19 protein-coding genes are annotated in these 22788 nt (G+C 70.3%); 7 read left to right on the plus strand and 12 right to left on the minus strand.

The features are described from left to right. Positions 1-19: 19 nt before the first annotated feature. Positions 20-1000, plus strand: a complete 981-nt coding sequence (locus OHT61_RS07825) for a COX15/CtaA family protein (protein WP_329036267.1) — start codon at positions 20-22, stop codon at positions 998-1000. Positions 1001-1090: 90 nt separating this feature from the next. Here the strand turns inward: OHT61_RS07825 and OHT61_RS07830 are convergent, their stop codons facing one another. Both OHT61_RS07830 and OHT61_RS07835 read right to left on the minus strand, forming a co-directional pair. Beyond that, a complete protein-coding gene (locus tag OHT61_RS07830; RefSeq protein WP_329036269.1) occupies positions 1091-1465 on the minus strand; it encodes a hypothetical protein in 375 nt (124 codons plus the stop codon). Between the two features lie 95 nt (positions 1466-1560). After that, positions 1561-2514 (minus strand): heme o synthase, encoded by a 954-nt coding sequence (locus OHT61_RS07835; RefSeq protein ID WP_443049372.1) that lies wholly within the window; start codon positions 2512-2514, stop codon positions 1561-1563. A 311-nt stretch (positions 2515-2825) separates the two neighbouring features. Between OHT61_RS07835 and tkt the strand changes: the two genes are divergently transcribed. From tkt to OHT61_RS07865, 6 genes are all read left to right on the plus strand, one after another. After that, on the plus strand, positions 2826-4913 hold the full coding sequence (tkt, locus tag OHT61_RS07840) for a transketolase (RefSeq protein ID WP_329036272.1): 2088 nt from the start codon (positions 2826-2828) through the stop codon (positions 4911-4913). A gap of 34 nt (positions 4914-4947) precedes the next feature. Continuing rightward, complete coding sequence (gene tal / locus OHT61_RS07845) at positions 4948-6066, plus strand: transaldolase (protein WP_329036273.1); 1119 nt, start codon at positions 4948-4950, stop codon at positions 6064-6066. Between the two features lie 5 nt (positions 6067-6071). After that, positions 6072-7604 carry a glucose-6-phosphate dehydrogenase gene (zwf, locus tag OHT61_RS07850; RefSeq protein WP_329036275.1) on the plus strand — a complete coding sequence of 511 codons (1533 nt, stop codon included), beginning with the start codon at positions 6072-6074 and terminating at the stop codon, positions 7602-7604. Beyond that, positions 7601-8632 carry a glucose-6-phosphate dehydrogenase assembly protein OpcA gene (opcA, locus tag OHT61_RS07855; protein WP_329036277.1) on the plus strand — a complete coding sequence of 344 codons (1032 nt, stop codon included), beginning with the start codon at positions 7601-7603 and terminating at the stop codon, positions 8630-8632. Before zwf ends, opcA begins: the two co-directional genes overlap by 4 nt. Further along, positions 8629-9411 (plus strand): 6-phosphogluconolactonase, encoded by a 783-nt coding sequence (pgl, locus tag OHT61_RS07860; protein WP_329036279.1) that lies wholly within the window; start codon positions 8629-8631, stop codon positions 9409-9411. Before opcA ends, pgl begins: the two co-directional genes overlap by 4 nt. Positions 9412-9623: 212 nt before the next feature. Further along, a complete protein-coding gene (locus OHT61_RS07865) occupies positions 9624-10676 on the plus strand; it encodes an aldo/keto reductase (protein WP_329036281.1) in 1053 nt (350 codons plus the stop codon). Between the two features lie 181 nt (positions 10677-10857). On the opposite strand, the gene pgi is transcribed toward OHT61_RS07865, so the two are convergent. The 10 genes from pgi to uvrC all read right to left on the minus strand — a co-directional run bounded on the left by pgi (position 10858) and on the right by uvrC (position 22657). Beyond that, complete coding sequence (gene pgi / locus OHT61_RS07870) at positions 10858-12510, minus strand: glucose-6-phosphate isomerase (RefSeq protein WP_329036283.1); 1653 nt, start codon at positions 12508-12510, stop codon at positions 10858-10860. Positions 12511-12665: 155 nt separating this feature from the next. Beyond that, positions 12666-13001: an RNA polymerase-binding protein RbpA gene (locus tag OHT61_RS07875; protein ID WP_078598194.1), complete on the minus strand. Its 336-nt coding sequence runs from the start codon at positions 12999-13001 to the stop codon at positions 12666-12668. Between the two features lie 109 nt (positions 13002-13110). Continuing rightward, positions 13111-13347 carry a preprotein translocase subunit SecG gene (gene secG, locus OHT61_RS07880; protein ID WP_327119744.1) on the minus strand — a complete coding sequence of 79 codons (237 nt, stop codon included), beginning with the start codon at positions 13345-13347 and terminating at the stop codon, positions 13111-13113. A gap of 137 nt (positions 13348-13484) precedes the next feature. After that, on the minus strand, positions 13485-14273 hold the full coding sequence (gene tpiA / locus OHT61_RS07885; protein WP_329036289.1) for a triose-phosphate isomerase: 789 nt from the start codon (positions 14271-14273) through the stop codon (positions 13485-13487). Between the two features lie 6 nt (positions 14274-14279). Further along, positions 14280-15491, minus strand: a complete 1212-nt coding sequence (locus tag OHT61_RS07890; protein WP_329036290.1) for a phosphoglycerate kinase — start codon at positions 15489-15491, stop codon at positions 14280-14282. A gap of 111 nt (positions 15492-15602) precedes the next feature. Further along, entirely contained in the window at positions 15603-16613 is a 1011-nt protein-coding gene (gene gap / locus OHT61_RS07895; RefSeq protein WP_104789935.1) for a type I glyceraldehyde-3-phosphate dehydrogenase, read from the minus strand. A gap of 905 nt (positions 16614-17518) precedes the next feature. After that, entirely contained in the window at positions 17519-18508 is a 990-nt protein-coding gene (whiA, locus tag OHT61_RS07900; protein WP_327119736.1) for a DNA-binding protein WhiA, read from the minus strand. After that, on the minus strand, positions 18499-19533 hold the full coding sequence (locus OHT61_RS07905) for a gluconeogenesis factor YvcK family protein (protein ID WP_329036292.1): 1035 nt from the start codon (positions 19531-19533) through the stop codon (positions 18499-18501). The genes whiA and OHT61_RS07905 overlap by 10 nt, the downstream gene beginning before the upstream one ends. Continuing rightward, positions 19530-20501, minus strand: a complete 972-nt coding sequence (rapZ, locus tag OHT61_RS07910; RefSeq protein ID WP_329036293.1) for an RNase adapter RapZ — start codon at positions 20499-20501, stop codon at positions 19530-19532. Before rapZ ends, OHT61_RS07905 begins: the two co-directional genes overlap by 4 nt. Next, entirely contained in the window at positions 20498-22657 is a 2160-nt protein-coding gene (gene uvrC, locus OHT61_RS07915; protein ID WP_329036294.1) for an excinuclease ABC subunit UvrC, read from the minus strand. Before uvrC ends, rapZ begins: the two co-directional genes overlap by 4 nt. Positions 22658-22788 lie beyond the last annotated feature (131 nt).

Below are 22788 nucleotides of genomic sequence, written 5' to 3' on the forward strand. Positions count from 1 at the left end.
GCACAAGCCGTTCCCTACGATGGTGCGCGTGGAAACCCCCCTCTCCTTCATCGCCAAGCGCTGGACGCCGTCGGTGAGGACGGCCAGACGCGCCGCGCTCGCCGCGGTGGTGATGAGCGTCTTCATCATCATCACGGGCGGCGCGGTCCGGCTGACCGGTTCCGGCCTGGGCTGCGACACCTGGCCCAAGTGCACCGACGACAGCCTCTTCGCCACTCCCGAACAGGGCCTGCACGGCGCCATCGAGTTCGGCAACCGGATGCTGACCTACGTCCTGTGTGCCGCCGTCGGATGGGCGATCATCGCCGCACGCTCCGTGAAGCCCCGGCGGCGGGGTCTCACCCGGCTGGCCTGGTCGCAGTTCTGGCTGGTGATGGGCAACGCCGTCATCGGCGGGATCACGGTCTGGGCGGGTCTGAACCCCTGGTCGGTGGCGGGGCACTTCCTGCTCGCCAACTGCCTGCTCACGGTCACCGTCATCACGTGGGTCCGGATGGGTGAGGGCGACACGGCTCCGCGCCCGCGCGCCCCGCTCCCGGTGCGCCGGCTGGCCTGGGCCGTCGTCGCCGTGACGGTCGTCCTGATCGCGCTGGGCACCACCGTGACCGGTTCCGGCAAGCACGCGGGGGACAGCAGCGACGTGCCGCGCATGCCGTGGGACTGGAGCGACGCCGCACACGTGCACGCCGTCGCGGCCTGGGTGGTCTGCCTCCTGGCCGTCGCGATGTGGTTCGCCCTGCGCGTCGTGGACGCCCCCGCGGACACCCGCGCCCGCGCCCGCGACCTGCTGATCGTGCTGCTCGCACAGGGCGGGATCGGCTACGTGCAGTACTTCAACGACGTGCCCGAGGTCCTGGTCGGCCTCCACATGCTCGGCTCGTCCCTCATGTGGATCGCCGTGCTGCGCCTGCTGCTGTCGCTGCGCGAGCGTCCCGCCGCCGGGCCGGGCGTCCCCGCGCCTGCGACGGGAGACCTGCCGGAGCCCGCCGCCGCGCACTGACCGGCCGCTCCCCCACCGCACGGCGAAGGCCCCCGTCCGCTCTCACGCGGACGGGGGCCTTCGCGTACCGGCGGGAAGCCGGCCGGGCACTCAGCCCTTGCTGTTCGACGGTCCGCCGACCTGGATCCCGGCCATCCGGGACCACTCGTACGGGCCGGTGCGGACCTTCGCGGCGAAGTCGCCGTCGAAGTCCTCGTGCACCGTGATGCCGGCCTTCCGCGTGGCGCTCTCGGCCACCGCGTAGGAGGGGGCGACCAGGTCGCCCCAGCCGCCGTCCTCGCCGACGAGCACGATGCGGGTGCCCGCCTGGCCGAGGTGGGCGAGCTGCCCCTCGGCGCCGCCATGCGCCCGGGCGAAGGCGCCGATCTGCTTCGCGAGCCTGGCCGCCCTGCGCTCCGCGCGGGCCGCCCGCCTGCTGTCGTCCGACCGGGTACCGGTCTCTGCCGTCTCTGCCGTCTCTGCCATGGACAGGATGCTACCGACGGGTAGACGAACGGACGACGGGCGGGGGGCGTGGCTTCGGCCACGTCCCCCGCCCGTCGGCGGAGTGCTGTGCGCGGTTACCGCAGGAAGGGGTCCACGGCCACGGCGACGAAGAGGAGCGAGACGTAGGTGATGGACCAGTGGAACAGCCGCATCTCCTTGAGCTTGGCGCCCGTCACCCCGGACTTGGCCCGGTTCTGCAGGCCGTGCGCCTCCCAGAGCCAGAAGCCGCCGGTCAGTACCGCCACCAGGGTGTAGAACCAGCCCGTGTAGCCCAGCGGGGTGAGGAGCAGCGAGACCGCGACCATCACCCAGCTGTAGACGACGATCTGCCGGGCCACCACCCGGTTGGACGCGATGACCGGAAGCATCGGGACGCCGACCCGGGCGTAGTCGTCCTTGACCTTCATCGACAGCGGCCAGTAGTGCGGCGGCGTCCAGAAGAAGATGACCGCGAAAAGGATGACGGCGGCCCACGACAGTGAATTCGTCACGGCGGACCAGCCGATGAGTACCGGCATGCAGCCGGCGATTCCGCCCCAGACGATGTTCTGCGAGGTACGGCGCTTCAGCAGCATCGTGTAGACGACGACATAGAACAGGAGTGCGCCCAGCGCGAGGGCGGCGGAGAGCCAGTTGACGAGCAGTCCGAACCAGACCGTGGAAATCACCCCGAGGGAGATTCCGAAGACGAGGCACTCCCGGGGACTCACCATGCCGGTGACCAGCGGACGCTGCGACGTACGGTCCATCAGCGCGTCGATGTCGCGGTCGATATACATGTTGAGCGCATTGGCACCGCCCGCGGAGAGATATCCGCCGATGGTGGTCGTCACCACGAGCCAAAGATCGGGCACGCCCTGAGCGGCGAGGAACATCACCGGAACGGTGGTGATGAGCAGCAGCTCGATGATGCGCGGCTTGGTAAGAGCCACAAATGCCTTGACGCGGGCCCCGAACGGGCGATGGCCCACTGGGCTCGGAGTCAAGGCGACCCCTGCGGGTCGGGACTCGACGGCCGTCACGCACACCCCTGACAGAGAAATCCCAGCAAGCTCCGGGCACGGGGACCCGGGAATGACTTGCGCGAACCAGTCCACTGTAGACGTTGGGCATACGCCGCTCTTCGCGGGGGTGGGGTCGTGTTGGGGTGGCGCAGAAGTGAACGACGGCGCTCATACGGGAGGCGAACTCCGCAGGTCGGCCGCACCGTGGAAAGGGCAGAAGTAGCCCCTTGCGTCAGGGGTAGGCTCGACAATGCCCGGTGCGGTAACCAGCCACCGGTTCCGGTGCGGTAACGAGTCACCGGTTTACGAACAGTGGAGAGGAGCCCTGACTCAGGGTGAGCACCAAGCCGACCACCACAGACCTCCAGTGGACCGAATTGGACCAGCGGGCCGTGGACACCGCGCGTGTCCTCGCAGCGGACGCCGTACAGAAAGTCGGAAACGGCCACCCGGGTACGGCGATGAGCCTCGCTCCAGCCGCGTACACCCTCTTCCAGAAGGTGATGCGCCACGACCCGGCGGACGCCGACTGGACCGGCCGCGACCGCTTCGTGCTGTCGGCGGGCCACTCCAGCCTGACGCTGTACACCCAGCTGTACCTGGCAGGCTACGGCCTCGAACTGGACGACCTCAAGGCCTTCCGCACCTGGGGTTCCAAGACCCCCGGCCACCCGGAGTACGGCCACACCACGGGCGTCGAGACGACGACCGGCCCGCTGGGCCAGGGTGTCGCCAACGCCGTGGGCATGGCGATGGCCTCGCGCTACGAGCGCGGCCTCTTCGACCCGCAGGCGGCTCCCGGCACCTCGCCGTTCGACCACATGGTCTGGGTGATCGCCGGTGACGGCTGCCTCCAGGAGGGCATCTCGGCCGAGGCGTCCTCGCTGGCCGGCCACCAGAAGCTCGGCAACCTGGTGCTGCTGTGGGACGACAACCACATCTCGATCGAGGGCGACACGGAGACCGCTGTCTCCGAGGACACCCTGAAGCGCTACGAGGCCTACGGCTGGCACGTCCAGCGTGTCGACCAGCTCCCCAGCGGCGACCTGGACCCCGAGGGTCTGTACCGCGCGCTGCAGGCCGCCAAGGCCGAGACGGAGCGGCCCTCCTTCATCGCGGCCCGCTCGATCATCGCCTGGCCCGCCCCGAACGCCCAGAACACCGAGGCCGCACACGGCTCGGCGCTCGGCGACGACGAGATCGCGGCCACCAAGCGCGTGCTCGGCTTCGACCCGGAGAAGACCTTCGAGGTCTCCGACGAGGTCATCGCGCACACCCGTGAGGCACTGGACCGCGGCCGCGAGGCCAAGGCCGAGTGGGAGAAGGGCTTCGCCGCCTGGCGCACCGCCAACCCGGAGCGCGCGGCCGACTTCGACCGCGTCGCCGCGGGCGAGCTGCCCGCCGGCTGGGAGGACGAGCTCCCCGTCTTCGAGGCCGGACACGCGGTCGCGACCCGCGCCGCCTCCGGCAAGGTCCTGCAGGCGCTCGGCGGGGTCATCCCCGAGCTCTGGGGCGGCTCGGCCGACCTGGCCGGCTCGAACAACACCACGATCGACAAGACGTCGTCGTTCCTCCCGGCGGGCAACCCGCTGCCCGAGGCCGACCCGTACGGCCGCACGATCCACTTCGGCATCCGCGAGCACTCCATGGCCGCGGCCATGAACGGCATCGCGCTGCACGGCAACACCCGCGTCTACGGCGGCACCTTCCTGGTGTTCTCCGACTACATGCGCAACGCCGTGCGCCTGTCCGCGCTGATGCACCTGCCGGTGACGTACGTGTGGACGCACGACTCGATCGGGCTCGGCGAGGACGGCCCGACGCACCAGCCGGTCGAGCACCTGGCTTCGCTGCGCGCCATCCCCGGCCTGAACGTCGTGCGCCCGGGTGACGCCAACGAGACCGCGATCGCCTGGCGCGAGATCCTGCGCCGCTGGACGAAGGAGTTCGGCAAGGGCGCCCCGCACGGTCTGGCGCTGACCCGTCAGGGCGTGCCGACCTACCCGGCGAACGAGAACGCGGCCAAGGGCGGCTACGTGCTCTTCGACGCCGAGGGCGGCGAGGCGCAGGCCGTTCTGATCGCCACGGGCTCCGAGGTCCAGCTGGCCGTCGAGGCCCGCGACGAGCTCCAGGCCGCCGGTGTCCCGACCCGTGTGGTCTCGATGCCGTGTGTCGAGTGGTTCGAGGAGCAGGACCAGGCGTACAAGGACAGCGTGCTGCCGCCGTCCGTGAAGGCCCGGGTCGCCGTCGAGGCGGGCATCGGACTCACCTGGTACCGGTACGTGGGCGACGCGGGCCGGATCGTCTCGCTGGAGCACTTCGGCGCGTCGGCCGACGCCAAGGTCCTCTTCCGCGAGTTCGGCTTCACCGCGGCGCATGTTGCCGAGGCCGCCCGGGAATCTCTGGCCGCCGCCGCGCGCTGATGCGGACATACGACAAGTAGGAGATGTATTTCTCATGACAGACGCACTCAAGCGCCTCTCCGACGAGGGCGTGGCGATCTGGCTGGACGACCTGTCCCGCAAGCGGATCACGTCCGGCAACCTGGCCGAGCTGATCGACCAGAGCCACGTCGTGGGTGTCACGACCAACCCGTCGATCTTCCAGAAGGCCATCTCCTCGGGTGACGGTTACGAGCAGCAGCTCACCGACCTCGCCGCCCGCAAGGTGACGGTCGAGGAAGCCATCCGCATGATCACCACGGCGGACGTGCGCGACGCGGCGGACATCCTCCGTCCCGTCTTCGACGCGACCGACGGCCAGGACGGCCGGGTCTCCATCGAGGTGGACCCCCGTCTGGCGCACAACACCCTGGCCACGGTCGCCGAGGCCAAGCAGCTGGCCTGGCTGGTGGACCGGCCGAACACCCTCATCAAGATCCCGGCGACCAAGGCCGGCCTGCCGGCGATCACCGAGACCATCGGGCGGGGCATCAGCGTCAACGTGACGCTGATCTTCTCGCTGGAGCGCTACCGCGAGGTCATGGACGCCTACCTGGCGGGTCTGGAGAAGGCGAAGGCCGCGGGCCTTGACCTCTCCAAGATCCACTCGGTGGCGTCCTTCTTCGTGTCCCGCGTGGACACCGAGATCGACAAGCGGCTGGACGCCGTGGGCAGCGACGAGGCGAAGGCCGCGAAGGGCAAGTCCGCCCTGGCCAACGCCCGTCTGGCCTACGAGGCGTACGAGGAGGTCTTCGGCGGCGACCGCTGGGCCCCCCTCGACAAGGCGCACGCCAACAAGCAGCGTCCGCTGTGGGCCTCCACCGGTGTGAAGGACCCGTCCCTCAAGGACACCCTGTACGTCGACGACCTCGTCGCCCCGAACACGGTCAACACCATGCCGGAGGCCACGCTGAACGCGGTCGCCGACCATGGCGAGATCACCGGCAACACCGTCGCCGGCGCCTACGACCAGGCACGCGCGGACCTCGACGCCATCAAGAACCTCGGAGTGAGCTACGACGACGTCGTGCAGCTGCTCGAGGACGAGGGCGTCGAGAAGTTCGAGGCGGCCTGGAACGACCTGCTCAAGTCGACCGAGGCGGAACTCCAGCGCCTCGCTCCTTCGAAGGGCTGACCACCTTGTCTGGTGTTCCCGGAGCCAACCCGCTCCGTGACGCCCAGGACCGACGGCTCCCGCGCATCGCGGGGCCGTCGGGTCTGGTGATTTTCGGCGTCACGGGCGATTTGTCCCGTAAAAAGCTGATGCCTGCTGTCTACGACCTGGCCAATCGCGGCCTGCTGCCACCGGGCTTCTCGCTCATCGGCTTCGCGCGCCGCGACTGGGAGGACGAGGACTTCGCCCAGGTCGTGCACGACGCGGTCAAGGAGCATTCCCGCACCCCGTTCCGCGAGGAGGTCTGGCAGCAGCTCAGCCAGGGCATGCGGTTCGTGCAGGGCACGTTCGACGACGACGCCGCGTTCGAGACGCTGAAGTCCACGATCGAGGACCTCGACAAGGCGCAGGGAACGGGCGGCAACTTCGCCTTCTACCTGTCCGTACCGCCGAAGTTCTTCCCCAAGGTCGTCCAGCAGCTCAAGAAGCACGGGCTGGCCGACCAGAAGGAGGGCTCCTGGCGGCGGGCCGTCATCGAGAAGCCGTTCGGTCACGACCTGGCGAGCGCCCAGGACCTCAACCAGCTCGTGCACGACGTGTTCCCGCCGAACGAGGTCTTCCGCATCGACCACTACCTCGGCAAGGAGACGGTCCAGAACATCCTGGCGCTGCGCTTCGCCAACACGATGTGGGAGCCGATCTGGAACAGGTCCTACGTCGACCACGTCCAGATCACGATGGCCGAGGACATCGGCATCGGCGGCCGCGCCGGTTACTACGACGGCATCGGCGCCGCCCGTGACGTCATCCAGAACCACCTGCTCCAGCTGCTGGCGCTGACGGCGATGGAGGAGCCCGGCTCCTTCCACCCCAAGGCCCTGGTCGCCGAGAAGCTCAAGGTGCTCACGGCTGTGGAGCTGCCGGAGGACCTCGGCAAGCACACGGTGCGCGGTCAGTACGCGCACGCGTGGCAGGGCGGCGAGGAAGCGCTCGGCTATCTGGAGGAGGACGGCATCGACCCCAAGTCGAAGACCGACACCTTCGCCGCGATCAAGCTGACGATCAACAACCGCCGCTGGGCGGGCGTGCCGTTCTACCTCCGTACCGGAAAGCGGCTCGGCCGCCGGGTCACGGAGATCGCGGTCGTCTTCAAGCGGGCGCCGTACCTGCCCTTCGAGTCCGGCGCGACGGAGGAGCTGGGCGGCAACGCCCTGGTCATCCGGGTGCAGCCGGACGAGGGTGTGACCGTGCGCTTCGGCTCGAAGGTGCCCGGCACCTCCATGGAGGTCCGGGACGTCACCATGGACTTCGCCTACGGCGAGTCGTTCACGGAGTCCAGCCCGGAGGCGTACGAGCGGCTCATCCTCGATGTCCTGCTCGGTGACGCCAACCTCTTCCCGCGCCACCAGGAGGTCGAGCTCTCCTGGAACATCCTCGACCCGATCGAGGAGTACTGGGACAAGCACGGCAAGCCCGCCCAGTACCCGGCCGGCACATGGGGCCCGGCCGAGGCGGACGAGATGCTCGCACGCGACGGACGGAGCTGGCGCCGGCCATGAAGATCGATCTCACGGAAACCACGTCCAGCAAGATCAACCAGGCGCTGGTGTCGGCCCGCCGTTCCATCGGCAGCCCGGCCGTCGGCATGGTGCTCACCCTGGTCATCGTCACCGACGAGGAGAACGCCTACGACGCGCTCAAGTCGGCGGCGGACTCCGCGCGCGAGCACCCCTCGCGGATCATCGTGGTGATCAAGCGGGTCAGCCGTTCGCCGCGTGCCCGGCGCGACGCGCGCCTCGACGCGGAGATCCGGGTCGGTTCCGACTCGGGCTCCGGCGAGACCGTCGTCCTGCGTCTGCACGGCGAGCTGGCGAACCACGCCCAGTCGGTCGTCCTGCCCCTCCTGCTGCCGGACGCCCCGGTCGTCGTGTGGTGGCCCGAGGACGCTCCCGCGCACCCGGCGAAGGACCCGCTCGGCGCTCTCGCCCAGCGGCGCATCACCGACACCTACTCGGCCGAGCACCCGCTCGACGAGCTGTCGGTGCGCGCGGCGACGTACCAGCCCGGCGACACCGACCTGGCCTGGACCCGCATCACACCGTGGCGTTCCATGCTGGCCGCCGCGCTCGACCAGCTGCCCGCCAAGGTCGTCTCGGCCACGGTCGAGGGCGAGTCGGACAACCCGAGCTGCGAACTGCTGGCCATGTGGCTGGCGGACCGGCTCGGCGTCCCGGTGGAGCGCACCCTGTCCGGCGGTCCCGGTCTGACGGCCGTCCGGATGGAGACCGAGAGCGGCGTCATCGTCCTGGACCGGGCCGACGGCTCGCTCGCCACGCTGTGCATGGTGGGTCAGCCGGACCGTGCCGTGGCCCTTAAGCGGCGGGAGACGGCGGAACTCCTCGCGGAGGAGCTGCGGCGTCTGGACCCGGACAACATCTACGAGTCCGCGGTCAAGTTCGGCGTGGAGCGCCTCGGCGGTCCCACCGAGCCCTCGTCCGTCGGGTCCGGCAGCAAGCAGGCCGCCCCGACCGGTGCCGCGGCGCCCGCCGCGAAGAAGGCGGCGGCCAAGAAGGCGGCGTCGAAGTGAGTACACCGCAGCTCGTCGTGCACCGCGACAAGGAGCTGATGGCCCAGGCCGCGGCGGCCAGGCTGATCACGAGGATCGTGGACGCCCAGGCCGCCCGCGGCTACGCCTCGGTGGTGCTGACCGGCGGGCGCAACGGGAACGGCCTGCTGGCCGCGCTCGCCGAATCCCCCGCGCGGGACGCGATCGACTGGTCGCGGCTCGACCTGTGGTGGGGCGACGAGCGCTTCCTGCCCGAGGGCGACCCGGAGCGCAACGTCACGCAGGCCCGTGAGGCCCTGCTGGACAAGGTGGAGCTGGACCCCGCGCGGGTCCACGCGATGCCCGCCTCCGACGGGCCGTACGGCGGCGACGCCGACGCGGCAGCCGCCGGGTACGCCGCGGAGCTGGCAGCGGCGGCGGGACCGGAGGACCACGGGCCCGTGCCGACGTTCGACGTGCTGATGCTGGGCGTCGGTCCGGACACGCACGTCGCGTCGCTGTTCCCGGAGCTGCCGGCGGTGCGGGAGACCGAGCGCACCGTCGTCGGTGTGCACGGCGCTCCCAAGCCCCCGCCCACCCGCGTCACGCTCACGCTGCCCGCCATCCGTGCGGCACGCGAGGTGTGGCTGCTGGCCGCGGGTGAGGACAAGGCGGAGGCGGCGGAGATCGCGCTGTCCGGTGCCGGAGAGATCCAGGCCCCGGCGGCCGGGGCGTACGGCCGTGGCCGCACGCTGTGGCTGCTGGACGCCGCGGCGGCCTCGCGGCTGCCGCGGGCGCTGTACCCGCCGGCTTCGGCGTAGCACGAGTCACGGCAGAGGCCCGGCCCGCTCCTGGGAGCGGGCCGGGCCTCTGCCGTGGACGGGCCCCGCATCGATCCTGGACCTCAACACCGCTTCCGGCGAAGCGCGTTCGCCAGGCGGAGTGGCCGGCGGAACCTGCCCACGGCCTTGTGGTCGAGTGCACTCCAGCTCCTAGACTGACGAGCCCGACCAGCCAGCGACGGAGCACACGCATGCGCTATCGAGTACTCGGCAGGACCGGCATCGAGGTCAGTACCCACTGCCTCGGCACGATGATGTTCGGCCGCATCGGCAACCCCGACCACGAGGACGCCGCGCGCGTCATCAACACCGCGCTGGACGCCGGTGTCAACTTCGTGGACACCGCGGACATGTACTCGGCCGGGGAGAGCGAGCAGATCGTCGGCAAGGCCCTCAAGGGCAGGCGTGACGACGTCGTGCTGGCGACGAAGGTGCACTTCCCGCTGGGTGAGGGACGCAACCGCAGCGGCAACTCGCGCCGCTGGATCCTCAAGGCCGTCGAGGACAGCCTCCGGCGCCTGGACACGGACTGGATCGACCTCTACCAGGTGCACCGCCCCGACCACACCACCGACATCGAGGAGACGCTGTCCGTCCTGGGTGACCTGGTGACGGCGGGCACGATCCGTGCGTTCGGCTGCTCCACGTTCCCCGCCGAGGACCTCGTCGAGGCCCACCACGTGGCCGAGCGGCGGGGCCTGATGCGTCTGCGCACGGAACAGCCGCCGTACTCGGTCCTCGCGCGCGGCGTCGAACGCTCCGTGCTGCCCACCGCCCGGCGCCTGGGCATGGGGGTGCTGACCTGGTCACCACTGGCGTCTGGATACATGTCCGGCGCCTACCGCGAGGGCAGGACCGTGGATCTCACCACCGGCCGCGCGCGGCACACGCCGCACCGCTTCGACCCGGCCCTTCCGGGAAACGCGGAGAAGCTCGCAGCCGTCGAACAACTCGCCCTGCTCGCCGAGGAGTCCGGCCGCACCCTGCCGGAGCTGGCGGTGGCCTTCCCGTTGGTGCACCCCGCCGTCACGTCGGTGATCATCGGGCCGCGCACCATGGACCAGCTCACCTCGCTGCTCAAGGGGGCCGACCTGGTCCTCGACGACGCGGTCCTCGACCGCATCGACGAGATCGTGGCGCCGGGCACCGACCTCTACCGCGCCGACGGCGTCTGGCAGCCCCCGTCGCTCACCGAGCAGGCCGAGCGCAGGCGGCCTGCCGGGGAGCGGGCAGCGGCCGACTGAGCCCGCCGGCCCTGTCCCCGTCACCCGCGGGACGCGTCCACCCGCCGCGGACCGTCGCGCCGGAGCGAAGACCTCGGGCCCGGATGCCGTCCGGGCACGAGGTCTTCGTGTCCCTGCGCTCGCGACGTCCCCCGGGCAGCAGCCGGAGATTCCGGCCACCGCCCGGGGAGCACCCGGCGGCTCAGCGGCCCCGCAGCGAGCGGTAGACCGACACGAGCGCCGCCGTGGAGCTGTCCAGCTGCTCCCCGCCGGTGCCCTCGGTCAGCACGGGCTCGATCTTCTTGGCGAGTACCTTGCCGAGCTCGACACCCCACTGGTCGAAGGAGTCGATGTTCCACACGGCACCCTGGACGAACACCTTGTGCTCGTAGAGCGCGATCAGCTGGCCGAGCACCGAGGGGGTGAGCTTCTCGGCGAGGATGGTGGTCGTCGGGTGGTTGCCGCGGAACGTCTTGTGCGGCACCAGCTCCTCGGGCACACCCTCCTCGCGGACCTCCTCGGGCGTCTTGCCGAAGGCGAGCGCCTGAGTCTGGGCGAAGAAGTTCGCCATCAGCAGGTCGTGCTGGGCGATCAGCCCGGGCAGCAGGTCCTGGACCGGCGACGCGAAGCCGATGAAGTCCGCCGGAATGACCTTCGTGCCCTGGTGGATCAGCTGGTAGTAGGCGTGCTGGCCGTTGGTTCCGGGGGTACCCCAGACCACCGGACCGGTCTGCCACTCGACCGGATCGCCGTCCCGGTCCACGGACTTGCCGTTGGACTCCATGTCCAGCTGCTGCAGGTACGCGGTGAACTTGGACAGGTAGTGGCTGTACGGCAGGACCGCGTGCGCCTGGGCGTCGAAGAACTGGCCGTACCAGACGCCCAGGAGCCCCAGCAGCAGCGGTACGTTCTCCTCGGCCGGCGCCGTGCGGAAGTGCTCGTCGACGAGATGGAAGCCGTCCAGCATCTCGCGGAACCGCTCGGGACCGATGGCGATCATCAGCGAGAGGCCGATCGCGGAGTCGTAGGAGTAGCGTCCGCCGACCCAGTCCCAGAACTCGAACATGTTGGCCGTGTCGATACCGAAGTCCGTGACCTTGTCCGCGTTGGTGGACAGCGCCACGAAGTGCTTGGCGACGGCCTCCTGACCCGCCTTCAGCCCGGTGAGCAGCCAGTCCCGCGCCGAGGTGGCGTTGGTGATGGTCTCGATCGTGGTGAAGGTCTTGGACGCGACGATGAACAGCGTCTCCGCCGGGTCGAGGTCGTGGACGGCCTCGTGGAGGTCGGCGCCGTCGACGTTCGACACGAAGCGGACGGTCAGCGAGCGGTCCGTGAAGGAGCGCAGCACCTCGTAGGCCATGGCCGGACCGAGGTCGGAGCCCCCGATGCCGATGTTGACGATGTTCTTGACGGGCTTGCCGGTGTGACCGGTCCATTCGCCGGCCCTGACCCGGTCGGCGAACTCCGCCATCCTGTCCAGCACGGCGTGCACGGCCGGCACGACGTTCTCGCCGTCGACCTCGATCACGGCGCCGCGCGGGGCGCGGAGCGCGGTGTGCAGGACCGCGCGGTCCTCGGTGGTGTTGATCTTCTCGCCGCGGAACATGGCGTCCCGGAGCCCGGCCACTCCCGTGGCGGTCGCGAGGTCACGCAGCAGACGCAGCGTCTCCTCGTTCACCAGGTGCTTGGAGTAGTCGATGTGCAGGTCGCCGACCCGCAGGGTGTACGCCGTCCCGCGGTCCGGCGCCTGCGCGAAGAGTTGGCGCAGATGTGTGTCGCCGAACTCCTCACGGTGCTTGCCGAGCGCCACCCATTCGGGCAGCTGGTTGAGCTTGGTCCGGCTCTTTGCGTTCATCCCTGAATTCGCCCACTTCTTCTCGTGCCTGCAACCTTCCCCGCTGCACGTCCAACCTAATTGATCAGGCGGTTATGCCCGGGCAGCGGCAGGCTGGAGGGCGGCACAAGCACTCCGGCCGGGCACCCAGGGGGTGACCGGCCGGTGGACAACTTCTAGATCTCGCCGCGGAGTTTCGCGAGGGCTTCGGCGAGGATGGCCTCGCCGTCCGCGTCGCTGCGCCGTTCCCGCACGTACGCCAGGTGCGTCTTGTACGGCTCGGTGCGCGGCGGAGCCGGCGGGCTGTCCCGGTCCTGTCCGGCCGGGAAGCCGCAGCGCGGGCAGTCCCAGGTCTCCGGTACCTGCGCGTCATGGGCGAAGCTCGGCTGCGTCTCGTGCCCGTTCGAGCACCAGAAGGAGATGCGGAGACGCGGCGCGGACTCGCCTCGCTCGGCCTCCCCCATCGGCCCCGCTCCGACCCGGCTTCCCCGGATCGCGTTGCCACTTGCCACGGTCGTAACTCCCTGCGTGATGGTGCTCGAAGATGCCCCAGTCTACGTAAGGCCCAACGCGCGTCCAGTGAAAGGAGTTACACCCTCACCGGGAATCGCGGACGACGGGTCAGCTGTCCAGTTTGATCAGCAGCGCCAGGACGACGATGCACGCGAACCAGGACAGACCGACCACCACGGTGATGCGGTCGAGGTTGCGCTCGGCGACCGACGAGCCACCGACGGAGGACTGCATTCCGCCACCGAACATGTCGGAGAGGCCGCCACCCTTGCCCTTGTGCATCAGCACCAGCAGCATCAGCAGCAGGCTGAAGACGATCAGGGCGATCTCGAACGCCAAAATCACGGCTGGTCCCTACTTTCCGGAATTCCATGGTCTGCATGTACGAACAGCGGGGGCCGGGGGTATACCCCCCTCGGCCCCCGCAAGGGTACGACGGATCCGCTCCACCGCATACTCACAGGTGGCGGAAGCGGACGATCCTACTGGTCGCGGAAGCGCACGATCTTGACGAACTCGTCGGCGTCGAGCGCGGCACCGCCGATGAGGGCGCCGTCCACGTCGGGCTGCGCCATGATGGCCGCGACGTTCCCGGACTTCACCGAGCCGCCGTACTGGATACGGACGGCGTCGGCCAGCTCCTGCGAGTAGAGCTCGGCGAGCCGGCCGCGGATCGCTCCGCAGACCTCCTGGGCGTCCTCGGGGGTGGCGACCTCGCCGGTCCCGATGGCCCAGACCGGCTCGTAGGCGATCACGATGGACTCGGCCTGCTCGGCCGGGATGCCCTCGAGAGCGCCGTCGAGCTGGGCCAGCGTGTAGGAGACCTGGTCACCGGCCTTGCGGACGTCCAGGCCCTCGCCGACGCAGAGGATCGGGGTCAGGCCGTGCTTGTAGGCCGCCTTCACCTTGGCGTTGCAGACCTCGTCGCTCTCGCCGTGGTACTGGCGGCGCTCGCTGTGCCCGACGGCCACGAACGTGCACTTCAGCTTGGCGAGCATGGAGCCGGAGATCTCACCGGTGTAGGCGCCGGAGTCGTGCGCCGAGAGGTCCTGGGCGCCGTACTTGATCTTCAGCTTGTCGCCGTCGATCAGCGTCTGCACCGAACGCAGGTCGGTGAAGGGCGGCAGGACGGCGACCTCGACCGCGTCGTAGTCCTTGTCGGCCAGGGCGAAGGCGAGCTTCTGGACGTGCGCGATGGCCTCGAGGTGGTTGAGGTTCATCTTCCAGTTGCCCGCCATGAGCGGGGTACGGCCTTGTGCGGAAGCAGTCATCGAGGGTCAGTCCTCCAGTGCGGCGAGGCCGGGAAGCGTCTTGCCCTCGAGGTATTCGAGGCTGGCACCGCCACCGGTCGAGATGTGTCCGAATGCGTTGTCGTCGAAGCCCAGGATGCGCACGGCGGCGGCGGAGTCCCCTCCGCCGACGACGCTGAAGGCCGGGGAGTCGACGAGCGCCTGGGCGAGGGCACGGGTGCCCTGGGCGTAGTCGGGGTGTTCGAAGACGCCCATGGGGCCGTTCCAGAAGACGGTGGCCGCGTCGGCGAGCTTCGACGCGTACAGCTCGCGGGTCTCGGGCCCGATGTCCAGGCCCTCCTGGTCGGCCGGGATGGCGTCGGCGGCGACCGTGGTGGGGTTCGCCGGGGCCTTGGTCTTGAGGTCCGGGAACTCGCGGGCGACCAGGACGTCGACGGGGAGCACGAACTCCACGCCGAGCTCCTCGGCCCGCTTGAGGTACCCCTGGACGGCCGGGACCTGGTCCTCCTGGAGCAGCGAGATGCCCACCTCGTAGCCCTTGGCCTTGAGGAAGGTGTACGCCATGCCGCCGCCGATGAGGATGTGGTCGGCCTTCTCCAGCAGGTGGTCGATGACCCCGAGCTTGTCGGAGACCTTGGCACCGCCGAGGACCACGGCGTACGGGCGCGCGACGTCCTCGGTGAGCTTCTTCAGGACGCCGACCTCGGTGGCGATCAGGCCGCCGGCCGCGTGGGGCAGGCGGGCCGGGAGGTCGTAGACCGAGGCGTGCTTGCGGTGGACGGCGCCGAAGCCGTCGCCGACGTAGACGTCGGCGAGTTCGGCCAGCTGGTCCGCGAAGGCGCCGCGCTCGGCGTCGTCCTTGGAGGTCTCACCGGCGTTGAAGCGAAGGTTCTCGATGACGGCGACCTGGCCGTCGGCGAGACCGGCGACCGTGGAGCGGGCGGACTCCCCCACGGTGTCGGTCGCGAAGGCGACGTCGGTCCCGAGCAGCTCACCCAGGCGCGCGGCGGCGGGCGCCAGCGAGAAGGCGGGGTCCGGGGCACCCTTGGGGCGGCCGAGGTGCGAGGCGACGACGACGCGTGCGCCGGCTTCGGCGAGCCGGGCGACCGTCGGCCGGACGGCGCGGATGCGGCCGTCGTCGGTGATCGTGGTGCCGTCCAGCGGCACGTTGAGGTCGGCGCGGACGAATACCCGCTTGCCGGCGACCCCTTCGTCGAGAAGTTCGTCGATCGTCTTCATCTGTTAGCGGTACTCCTTGGAAGGACGGATGAGTACGCAAGGGGCTCGGACGGCGCCACGTCGCGCCGTCCGAGCCCCTTGCTCACATCGAGATGCCTGCCGATCCGAGGATCAGAGCTGGCCGCCGACGAAGACGGTCAGGTCGACGAGGCGGTTGGAGTAACCCCACTCGTTGTCGTACCAGCCGAGGATCTTAACCGAGTTGCCCTCCTGGACCATCGTCAGGGAGGAGTCGAAGGTGCAGGACGACGGGTCACCGACGATGTCCGAGGACACGATCGGGTCCTCGGTGTAGGTCAGGAAGCCCTTGAGGTCGCCGTCGTCGGACGCCTTCTTGAACGCGGCGTTGACCTCGTCCTTGGTGACCTCGCGCTGCAGGGTGACGACGAGGTCGGTGGCGGAACCGGTCGGGACCGGGACGCGCATCGCGATGCCGTCGAGCTTGCCCTTGAGCTGCGGGAGGACCAGGGCGGTCGCCTTGGCGGCGCCCGTCGTGGTCGGGATGATGTTCTCGGCGGCGGCGCGGGCGCGGCGCAGGTCCGAGTGCGGGAAGTCCAGGATGCGCTGGTCGTTCGTGTACGCGTGGACCGTCGTCATCAGACCCTTGACGATGCCGAAGTTCTCGTCGAGGACCTTGGCCATCGGCGCCACACAGTTGGTGGTGCAGGAGGCGTTGGAGATGACGTGGTGGTTGGCCGCGTCGTACTTGTCCTGGTTGACGCCCATCACGATGGTGATGTCCTCGTCCTTGGCCGGAGCCGAGATGAGGACCTTCTTGGCGCCACCGGCGATGTGCTTCTCGGCGTCGGCCTTCTTGGTGAAGATGCCGGTCGACTCGATGACGATGTCGACGCCCAGCTGACCCCAGGGGATGTCGGCCGGGTTGCGCTCGGAGAGCACCTTGATGGTGTGGCCGTCGACGGTGATGGTGTCGGCGGTGTGGCTGACCTCTGCCTTGAGCCGACCCAGGATGGTGTCGTACTTCAGCAGGTGGGCAGTGGTCGCGGTGTCACCCAGGTCGTTGACAGCCACGATCTCGATGTCCGCACCCTGCTCCAGCAGCGCGCGGAAGTAGTTACGACCGATGCGGCCAAAGCCGTTGATGCCTACGCGGATCGTCACGAACCGATCTCCTCGTTAGGAACGCCGGTTTCGATGCCGGCGAGTTTTATTAGGGATGTCCCCGACCGCCTACGACCCTACCTCTCCCGGGGCCCGGGAGTGACATCGAGTGGAGGGGCACGGAGAGGGAGTTACCTACTCTTCGGTAGGAGCCGCCACCTCCGGTTTCGGGCGGGCCCAGGCGGGGAACCCGACACCCCCGGCGATCACCAAGCGTCAACGCCCGCCCCCGGCAGCCCCCTTGCCGCGCCGGGTCGGGCGCGAGGCCCGTCGGCGCACCGTCACCGGCAGTCACGAGACCGGGACGGGCCCGGGCCGCGCCCGTGCGGCCAGGCATTCGGCGATGCCGCTCCCGGGGGCCTTTTTTGCGCCGTAAGAGGATTCGGCCGGGGCCCGCGGTGCGCTCAATTGTGCGGCCGGGCTCTCAACGGATGAATATCCCGTCGGTACATGCTTTCGGCGTGCACCGACAACGATGATGTGCGTCTTATCCGCTCATTCTCGCGGAGCCGCGCTCAATCGATGAGCACTGGACTTCCGGCCAATTCCGCTCGGCGCTTTACGGGCTCGGTGGCGGACCGGCGGGCAGGGATTCCCGCCGGATTACGTGGGGTCCTGCCGCGATCGGCAGCGCCCGGCGCCCGTGGGGCCCCGGGCGCCGGTCCCGGCGACGCGACCCGGCGGAGAGGCACCGGGAGAGCGCGGGCGGCCCGGCGGCCCGGCGCGGTCACCGGCGGCCGCCCCGGCATCCGGGTCGCGCGCGTACGGAGACGGTGAGGGCGGCGGCCGGAACCCCGGCCGCCGCCCTCACACTCCCGTGCCGCCCTCACCGTCCCGTGCCGCCCTCACCGGGGCGGACCGTGCCGTCGCCCGCCGCTCCCGGGGCGGGCGTGGTGCCACCGTCCTCAGCCCACGAGGCCGTCGGCCATCTCCTCGCTGAGCGTCGCCTCGGTGCCGGGGATCCCGATGTCCTGGGCCCGCTTGTCCGCCATCGCGAGCAGACGCCGGATCCGGCCCGCCACCGCGTCCTTGGTCAGCGGCGGGTCGGCGAGCGCGCCCAGCTCCTCCAGGGATGCCTGCTTGTGCTCCATGCGCAGCCTTCCGGCCGCCGCCAGGTGCTCCGGGACCTCCTCGCCCAGGATCTCCAGCGCGCGTCCCACCCGGGCCCCCGCGGCCACCGCCGCACGGGCGGAGCGGCGCAGGTTGGCGTCGTCGAAGTTGGCGAGACGGTTGGCCGTGGCGCGGACCTCGCGCCGCATGCGGCGCTCCTCCCACGCCAGCACCGACTCGTGGGCACCGAGACGTGTCAGCAGCGCGCCGATCGCGTCACCGTCACGGACGACGACACGGTCGACACCGCGCACCTCCCGGGCCTTGGCCGCGATGGAGAGCCTGCGGGCGGCCCCGACGAGGGCCAGTGCGGCCTCCGGGCCGGGGCAGGTCACCTCGAGCGAGGAGGAACGGCCGGGCTCCGTGAGCGAGCCGTGGGCGAGGAACGCGCCGCGCCAGGCCGCCTCGGCGTCGCAGGTGGCCCCCGAGACCACCTGCGGCGGGAGGCCGCGGATCGGACGGCCCCGGCCGTCCACCAGGCCGGTCTGGCGGGCCAGCTGGTCGCCGCCCGCCACCACCCGCACCACGTAGCGCGAGCCGCGGCGCAGTCCGCCGGGCGCCATCACGATGAGCTCCGAGCTGTGCCCGAAGATCTCCAGGATGTCCCGCTTGAGCCGACGGGCGGCCATCGCCGTGTCCAGCTCGGCCTCGATCACGATCCGGCCGCTCACCAGGTGGAGCCCGCCCGCGAACCGGAGAATCGCCGAGACCTCTGCCTTTCTGCAGCAGGTCCGGGTCACGGGAAGCCGAGAGATTTCGTCCTTCACCGCTGGCGTCATCGCCATGGGCCGATCCTTCCATGCATCCGAAAAATACGGTCGTACGCGGCGGCCAACAGCTCCGGATCGTGAATCGGAACGCCGTCGGGTGAGGCCACGGGGGCCAGCTCGACCGCGGCTCCGATCCGCTGGGCGGCGTCGGCGAGGGACTCGCGGTCGGGCACGGCGGCCTCGTCGGCCAGCACCACGTCCATGGCGAGTTTAGGGGCGTGTCGTCCCAAAACCTCCAAATGACGCTGCGGTGAGAAGCCATCTGTTTCACCGGGCTGCGGGGCGAGGTTCAGCGAGAGGACCTTACGCGCCCTCGTGGTCACCAGCGCGTCGAGCAGTTCCGGCACCAGGAGGTGCGGGATCACGGAGGAGAACCAGGACCCCGGCCCCAGCACCACCCAGTCCGCGTCGAGGACGGCGGCCACCGCCTCGGGGACCGCGGGCGGGTCGGCGGGGACCACGTGGACGGACTGCACCTCGCCGGGCGTCAGCGCCACCGTCGCCTGACCGCGCACGGTGGATACGTCGTCGGGGCGCTCGGTGTCGTGTCCCCGTACGAGCGCCTGGAGCTCCAGGGGGACGGCGGACATCGGCAGCACCCTGCCGTGCGCCCCGAGCAGCTTGCCGACGAGGTCGAGCGCCTGGACAGGGTCGCCCAGCTGCTCCCACAGGGCGACGATGAGCAGATTGCCCACCGCGTGCTCGTGCAGGTCGCCCTTGGACTCGAAGCGGTGCTGGATGACCTGGGACCACGTACGGCCCCACTCGTCGTCGCCGCAGAGCGCCGCGAGCGCCTTGCGCAGGTCACCTGGCGGCAGCACGCCGAGCTCCTCCCGGAGCCGGCCGCTGGAGCCGCCGTCGTCGGCGACCGTGACGACGGCCGTGAGATCACCGGTGATCCGGCGCAGTGCCGTGAGGGACGCCGACAGCCCCATGCCCCCGCCGAGGGCGACGACCTTGGGCTGCGCGCCCCGTTTGCGGCCGGAGAGGGCGGCCGTGGCCCTGCTCAGACGCCGCTGGCGCAGCTGGCGACCGGTCATTCGCGCCCCATGTCCCGGTGGACGAGCACGGTCTCGATGCCTTCGGTGGACAGGCGGGCGGCCAGCTTCTCCGACATCGCCACGGAGCGGTGCTTGCCGCCCGTGCAGCCGACGGCGATGGTCACGTAACGCTTGCCCTCGCGGCGGTAGCCGGCCGCGATGAGCTGCAGGAGCTCGGTGTACTGGTTGAGGAACTCCTTGGCGCCGGGCTGGTCGAAGACGTAGTCGGACACCTCCTCGTTGAGCCCGGTGAACGGGCGCAGTTCCGGCACCCAGTGCGGATTCGGCAGGAAGCGGCAGTCGACGACGAGGTCGGCGTCGACGGGCAGGCCGTACTTGAAGCCGAAGGACATCACCGTGGCGCGGAGCTCCGGCTCCTCCTCGCCGGCGAACTGGGCGTCCATCTTGGCGCGCAGCTCGTGGACGTTGAGGCTGGAGGTGTCGATGACGAGGTCGGCGTCGCCGCGCAGCTCGCGCAGCAGGTCCCGCTCGGCCGCGATGCCGTCGACGATGCGCCCGTCACCCTGCAGGGGGTGGGGGCGGCGGACAGATTCGAACCTGCGCACGAGGGCGTCGTCGGAGGACTCCAGAAAGACGATCCGCCGGGTGACGCTCTTGGCGGCCAGGTCCGCGAGGGACTCCCGGAGGTTGTCGAAGAAGCGGCGTCCCCGTACGTCGACGACGACCGCGATGCGCGCGACGTTGCCCTGGGAGCGGGCGCCGAGCTCCACCATGGTGGGAATCAGCGCGGGCGGCAGGTTGTCGACGACGAACCAGCCGAGGTCCTCCAGGCACTTGGCGGCGGTGCTGCGCCCGGCGCCCGACATGCCGGAGATGATGACCAGCTCGGGGATGGCGGGCGTGGTGGCCTCGGCCGTCTCCTTGGTGCTTCCGCTTCCCGTACTCACGTGTACCGCTCCGTCTGCTCGGTCGCCCTCGTCCTGGCGTTCATGCGCGTGCTCGGTCATGTCGTGCTGCCCCCGTCGTCCTCTTCAATGATCTCTCCTGTGGCGGTGTTCACGGCGGGTGCGGCCGGGGCCGCCGCGGCAAGGGCGGCGGCCACCGATTCCGCCGTCCTGCGCCCTATCCCCGGGACCTCGCAGATCTCGTCGATTGTTGCCTGCCGGAGCCGCTTCACGGAGCCGAAGTGCTTGATCAGGGCCTGCTTGCGGGTCTCGCCGAGCCCCTGGACGTCGTCGAGCGGGCTGGTGCGGATGCGCTTGGCCCGCTTGGCCCGCTGGTAGGTGATGGCGAAGCGGTGGGCCTCGTCCCGGATGCGCTGGAGGAGGTAGAGGCCCTCGCTGGAGCGGGGCAGCACCACGGGGTCGTCGTCGTCCGGCAGCCAGACCTCCTCCAGGCGCTTGGCGAGACCGCACACGGCGATGTCGTCGATGCCCAGCTCGTCCAGAGCCCGCTTCGCGGCGGCGACCTGGGGCTGTCCGCCGTCGACGACGACGAGCTGCGGCGGGTACGCGAAGCGCTTGGGCCGGCCGTCGTCCTCCCGGGGCTCGTCCCGCTGCGCGGTGGCCGCTGCGTCCACGACCGCCGGGTCCGTGCCTGCCGGGCTCGTGCCCGCGGGGCCCGTCCCTGCCGGATCCGTCGTGGCGGAGTCCGTCGCGGCGGGGTCCGTGGCGGCGGGGTCCGTGGCGGGGACGGCCGGGGCCTGCCCGGGAGCCGGTACGGGCCCGGTGGGCGCGGGGGTCTCCTCCCACTCCCCCGTCCGCTCCTTCTCCTGGAGGTACCGCTTGAAGCGGCGTCCGATGACCTCGTGCATCGACCGGACGTCGTCCTGTCCCTCGAAGCCCTTGATCTGGAAGCGGCGGTACTCGCTCTTGCGCGCGAGGCCGTCCTCGAAGACGACCATGGACGCGACGACGTCGTCACCCTGCAGGTGGGAGATGTCGAAGCACTCGACGCGCAGCGGCGCGGTGTCGAGGCCGAGGGCCTCGGCGATCTCCTCCAGGGCGCGGGAGCGGGTCGTGAGGTCGGAGGCGCGCTTGGTCTTGTGCAGCCCCAGTGCCTGCTGCGCGTTGCGCTGGACCGTGACCATCAGGTCCTTCTTGTCGCCCCGCTGCGGGATGCGGAGACTGACCAGGGAGCCGCGCCGGTCCGCGAGCCACTGGGACACGGCGTCGGGGTCCTCCGGGAGTGCCGGTACCAGCACCTCCTTGGGAACGGAGTCACCGGACTCCTCGCCGTACAGCTGCTGCAGCGCGTGTTCGACGAGGCCGGAGGTGTCGACCGCCTCGACCTTGTCGGTGACCCAGCCCCGCTGCCCCCGGACCCGGCCGCCCCGGACGTGGAAGATCTGGACCGCCGCTTCGAGTTCGTCCTCGGCGACGGCGATCAGGTCCGCGTCGGTGGCGTCGGCCAGGACCACGGCGCTCTTCTCCATGGCCCGCTTGAGCGCCCCCGCGTCGTCGCGCAGCCGGGCCGCCCGCTCGTACTCCATGTCCTCGGCCGCCTGCATCATGTCCTTCTCCAGGCGCCGGATGTACGTCCCGGTGCGGCCCGTCATGAAGTCGCAGAATTCCTCGGCCAGTTCCCGGTGTTCGTCGGGGGTGACGCGGCCGACGCACGGTGCGGAGCACTTGCCGATGTACCCGAGGAGACAGGGCCGGCCCGTGCGCTCGGCGTTCTTGAACACGCCCGCGGAACACGTCCGCACCGGGAAGACCCGGAGCATCAGGTCGACGGTCTCGCGGATCGCCCAGGCGTGCCCGTACGGTCCGAAGTAGCGCACGCCCTTCTTCTTGGCACCGCGCATGACCTGGACGCGCGGGAACTCCTCGTTGAGCGTGACGGCGAGGTAGGGATAGCTCTTGTCGTCCCGGTACTTGACGTTGAACCGCGGGTCGAACTCCTTGATCCAGCTGTACTCCAGCTGCAGGGCCTCGACCTCGGTGGAGACCACGGTCCACTCGACGGACGCGGCCGTGGTGACCATCGTGCGGGTACGCGGGTGCAGGCCGGCCAGGTCCTGGAAGTAGTTGGCCAGGCGCTGGCGCAGGTTCTTGGCCTTGCCGACGTAGATCACCCGGCGGTGGTCGTCACGGAACTTGTAGACCCCCGGGGAGTCGGGGATCTGTCCCGGCTTGGGGCGGTAGCTGGAGGGGTCTGCCATGTCTCACACCCTACTTGCGGCCGGTGACACAGCGGCATTTCCGTGACACCGGTGACCGGTGACACGCACGCCGGGGCGGCCGGTCCCCCTGCCGGGCATCAGGGGGCGCCGTGAGGGGCGGTGCGCGCGGT

It is taken from the genome of Streptomyces sp. NBC_00178, from assembly GCF_036206005.1.
Taxonomy (GTDB): domain Bacteria; phylum Actinomycetota; class Actinomycetes; order Streptomycetales; family Streptomycetaceae; genus Streptomyces.

Coding starts and splice junctions, on each gene's coding strand:
- OHT61_RS07825 (WP_329036267.1), top strand. CDS start 20: ATGGTGCGCGTGGAAACCCCCCTCTCCTTCATCGCCAAGCGCTGGACG.
- OHT61_RS07830 (WP_329036269.1), bottom strand. CDS start 1,465: ATGGCAGAGACGGCAGAGACGGCAGAGACCGGTACCCGGTCGGACGAC.
- tal (WP_329036273.1), top strand. CDS start 4,948: ATGACAGACGCACTCAAGCGCCTCTCCGACGAGGGCGTGGCGATCTGG.
- opcA (WP_329036277.1), top strand. CDS start 7,601: ATGAAGATCGATCTCACGGAAACCACGTCCAGCAAGATCAACCAGGCG.
- OHT61_RS07865 (WP_329036281.1), top strand. CDS start 9,624: ATGCGCTATCGAGTACTCGGCAGGACCGGCATCGAGGTCAGTACCCAC.
- pgi (WP_329036283.1), bottom strand. CDS start 12,510: ATGAACGCAAAGAGCCGGACCAAGCTCAACCAGCTGCCCGAATGGGTG.
- tpiA (WP_329036289.1), bottom strand. CDS start 14,273: ATGACTGCTTCCGCACAAGGCCGTACCCCGCTCATGGCGGGCAACTGG.
- OHT61_RS07890 (WP_329036290.1), bottom strand. CDS start 15,491: ATGAAGACGATCGACGAACTTCTCGACGAAGGGGTCGCCGGCAAGCGG.
- whiA (WP_327119736.1), bottom strand. CDS start 18,508: ATGGCGATGACGCCAGCGGTGAAGGACGAAATCTCTCGGCTTCCCGTG.
- OHT61_RS07905 (WP_329036292.1), bottom strand. CDS start 19,533: ATGACCGGTCGCCAGCTGCGCCAGCGGCGTCTGAGCAGGGCCACGGCC.
- rapZ (WP_329036293.1), bottom strand. CDS start 20,501: ATGACCGAGCACGCGCATGAACGCCAGGACGAGGGCGACCGAGCAGAC.
- uvrC (WP_329036294.1), bottom strand. CDS start 22,657: ATGGCAGACCCCTCCAGCTACCGCCCCAAGCCGGGACAGATCCCCGAC.